This window comes from Asanoa sp. NPDC050611, from assembly GCF_040654855.1.
Classification (GTDB): Bacteria; Actinomycetota; Actinomycetes; order Mycobacteriales; family Micromonosporaceae; genus Asanoa.
The window spans coordinates 8353-10601 of the sequence record NZ_JBFAIU010000271.1 but is presented as its reverse complement, the minus strand read 5'-3'; the positions used below and the strand labels follow the sequence as shown (position 1 = coordinate 10601).

General features: G+C 60.0%; 3 protein-coding genes. 2 read left to right on the top strand and 1 reads right to left on the bottom strand.

The window, feature by feature from the left end; all coding sequences use genetic code 11:
• A partial coding sequence (locus AB0H87_RS30900) for a DUF3140 domain-containing protein (RefSeq protein WP_360153477.1) occupies positions 1-114 on the top strand: 114 nt, incomplete at its 5' end.
• Between the two features lie 145 nt (positions 115-259).
• Positions 260-631, top strand: coding sequence for a hypothetical protein (locus AB0H87_RS30895; RefSeq protein ID WP_360153474.1), 372 nt, complete (start codon positions 260-262; stop codon positions 629-631).
• Between the two features lie 16 nt (positions 632-647).
• Here AB0H87_RS30895 and AB0H87_RS30890 read toward each other — a convergent pair.
• A partial coding sequence (locus tag AB0H87_RS30890) for a hypothetical protein (RefSeq protein WP_360153471.1) occupies positions 648-2249 on the bottom strand: 1602 nt, incomplete at its 5' end.

Sequence of the window (2249 nt, the reverse complement as noted above, 5' to 3'; positions counted from 1 at the left end):
AAGGTCGTGGGCTACGTGAAACGCCACAGCGCCCAACGCCCGAAGGGCGACGTCACGGACACGACGTGGCGGTACTCGCTGATGAACTGGGGCCACGACCCGCTCAAGTCCTAAGCATCGGGTGCGTTGAGTTTTCGCGCCGGGTCCGGTCTGTGTGCTGCTTTACGACGGCAGGGCGACTACATACAATGCACTCTGGCACCTTGGAGAGGTACCGGAACCGCCAACATCTCCTTTGGACCCCGTCGCGGGAGGCGAGATGGCGAGCCCCTCTGGCCATACAGCCTTGGCTGCCGCTTCAGTCGTGGTGGCATCGGTCGCAGGCTTGGTGGGCAATTACCTGGTGGACGACTACAGGACGACGTTGCTATGGGCCTTTATAGGTCTGGTGACGAGTTGGGCCTTCCTGGAAGGCATTCGCGCGTGGAAAGAAGCCAGTACAAGCCGTCGTGCTGCTAAGACCAAGCAGGTTTTCGGCGATGTAGAAGGCGAAGCGGTCGGGGTTGACGGTCCGCCCGGCGATGTCGACCTCAGCATCGAACAATCCGCGAAACGTGTGGCGAAAGACGGCCGAATGATTGGGTGGCGAACGACTGAACTTCGCCCGGACGGCAAATCTCCCGAGAACTGATGACGGTTGCCGCTTACTATTTGTTGCCTTGCTGAACTGCACCGTCTACCGATCGTTGCCGCGTTAGTCGTCGTAGGACCGGCAATAGACCGTCCGTCCCGACGTCGTGGCTAACCATTACAGATTCTGCCAACAGCACTGATTCCCCCATGCTCGCGCCTGGAACCTTATTAACGTAGCAGAGCAGATGAAGGTTGGCTAGCTGCGCCTTCCGGTAACGCCGGATGTTCTCGTCGGCCTGCGCAGTAGTCTTGTCAGAGGCCGCCTGAGCGGCCGACAACGCCTCACGTAGATCATCGTTACTGCTGGGCTCGCGATTCCACCGCTCAAGAAGCCACCGCGCGTAGATCGCGTAAGCTTGCGCGGTATCCGCCAGATCTGAGCGCGTCAGTAGTTCGCGCTCGACCTCTATCATTCGGTCGATATCCCCTGACCTCTCGTAGACTTCGTCATCACCCGTCCGCCCGTTGAGCCTGCCACTCAGAGCATTGGCAAGGGTGACGAGGCGCTCTGTTGGCACCAACGCGAGGGGATCGTTTCCGACCGCACGCTCGAGAGCTTCCACAGCATCATGAATGTCGAGGCCATTAGCAATCGAACCACGGTTCCACCGATAAAACAGCCAATAGCCGAACAATCCATTCGCATTAGCTGTCCGCTCTTGGGTATCAAGGTCGGCTCTAGCAAGGATGGCCTTATGCAGATCAATCAGGCGGTCGACGTCATCGGCTTGTTCACGAGACGAACCCACCCGCCGAGCTAGCAAGTGGCCAATGCCCGCCATGAGTTCAGTGCGGTGGGCCCCATCATCCGAAGTCAGTGCGAGGGCCGCTGCATATGCGGCGACGGCAGCGTCCAGATCATCACCACGACCCTCCGGGTCACGCTCCCACCGCCTCTGCAACCAGAACCCAGACACCGAATATGCCGCCGACAGCGCGAGCTCCTCAATGTCTGACCGCGCTATTATTTCGGTTTGCAGAGCGATTAGGCGATCAAGGTCGTCAGGCAGTTCACCGTCCGTATCGACCCGCCGACTCACACAGTTCGCAAGTCCCATCATACGATCGGTTCGCTGAGGATCAGCTTCTCCGGTCAGCTTCAACGCCCGGACAAACGCCTCCACCGCAGCGTCCAGATCATCCCCACGACTCTCCGGATCCCGCTCCCACCGCCGCCTTAGTGCATTCCCATGGAAGGCGCATGCCTCCCCGGGATCAACCAAATCGGGCCGACCCGCGATATCGGCGTGCAAGGCGACGAGGCGATCAAGGTCCTCAGGCAGTTCACCGTCCGTATCGACCCGCCGACTCACACAGTTCGCAAGTCCGATCATACGATCGGTTCGCTGAGGATCATCATCACCTGTAAGCTCTAACGCTCGGACGTAGGACTCCACCGCAGCGTCCAGATCATCACCACGACTCTCCGGATCCCGCATCCACCGCCCCCTCAGCGCATTCCCACGAAAGGTTTGCGCCTGCGCAGGATTTGGCAAGTCGGGCCGAGCCGCGATTTCGGAATGCAAAGCAACAAGCCGGTCCAGGTCATCAGACCGCTCACCCTGCGTCCCGAGCCGCCGCGTCAGCCCGTTTGCGACGCTAATCATGCGGTCAGT

Bases quoted from the DNA above. Each gene is read 5' to 3' on its own strand.
- AB0H87_RS30895 (WP_360153474.1), top strand. From the start codon at position 260: ATGGCGAGCCCCTCTGGCCATACAGCCTTGGCTGCCGCTTCAGTCGTG.